Source organism: Shigella sp. SIG6, assembly GCF_053555815.1.
This window is the reverse complement of record NZ_JBQZXC010000278.1, coordinates 1-890: the sequence shown is the minus strand read 5'-3', so window position 1 is coordinate 890 and position 890 is coordinate 1. Positions and strand designations below refer to the sequence as shown.

General features: G+C 49.9%; 3 protein-coding genes. All 3 read left to right on the top strand.

Going from position 1 to position 890, the window contains the following annotated elements:
- Window positions 1-169 (top strand): phage holin (locus tag ACUU1M_RS20355; RefSeq protein ID WP_052969375.1); only part of this gene is annotated, 169 nt, incomplete at its 5' end.
- The gene (gene rrrD, locus ACUU1M_RS20350; protein ID WP_000075176.1) at window positions 169-666 is read left to right on the top strand and encodes a lysozyme RrrD; all 498 of its coding nucleotides are present in this window, start codon (window positions 169-171) and stop codon (window positions 664-666) included. The genes ACUU1M_RS20355 and rrrD, both read left to right, overlap by 1 nt.
- Window positions 663-890 (top strand): lysis system i-spanin subunit Rz (locus ACUU1M_RS20345; RefSeq protein ID WP_005073325.1); only part of this gene is annotated, 228 nt, incomplete at its 3' end. The genes rrrD and ACUU1M_RS20345, both read left to right, overlap by 4 nt.

Here is an 890-nt window from a genome sequence, read left to right as displayed (position 1 = left end):
CGCCGGCAGTGCCGGCTACTGGTTTTTGCAGTGGTTGGATCAGGTCAGTCCATCACAGTGGGCTGCGATTGGTGTGCTGGGAAGTCTGCTTCTGGGGCTTCTGACTTATCTGACGAATCTGTATTTCAAAATAAGAGAAGATAAGCGTAAGGCTGCGAGAGGTGAATAATGTCGCCATCATTACGCAAGGCTGTTGCAGTTGCTATTGGTGGCGGGGCTGTTGCTATAGCATCTGTGTTAATCACTGGCCCAGGTGGTAACGATGGTCTGGAAGGTGTCAGCTACATACCATACAAAGATATCATTGGTGTATGGGCTGTATGTCACGGACACACCGGAAAAGACATCATGCCTGGTAAAACGTATACCGAAGCAGAATGCAAAGCTCTCCTGAATAAAGACCTTGTCACTGTCGCCAGACAAATTAACCCGTACATCAAAGTCGATATACCGGAAACAACGCGCGGCGCTCTTTACTCGTTCGTTTACAACGTGGGCGCTGGCAATTTCAGAACATCGACGCTTCTTCGCAAAATAAACCAGGGCGATATCAAAGGCGCATGTGACCAGCTACGTCGCTGGACATATGCTGGCGGTAAGCAATGGAAAGGGCTGATGACCCGTCGTGAGATTGAGCGTGAAGTCTGTTTGTGGGGGCAGCAATGAGCAGAGTCACCGCGATTATCTCCGCTCTGGTTATCTGCATCATCGTCTGCCTGTCATGGGCTGTTAATCATTACCGTGATAACGCCATTACCTACAAAGAGCAGCGCGACAAAAACGCAAGAGAACTGAAGCTGGCGAACGCAACCATTACTGACATGCAGCAGCGCCAGCGTGCTGCTGATGCACTCGATGCTAAATACACGAAGGAGTTAGCCAATGCGAAA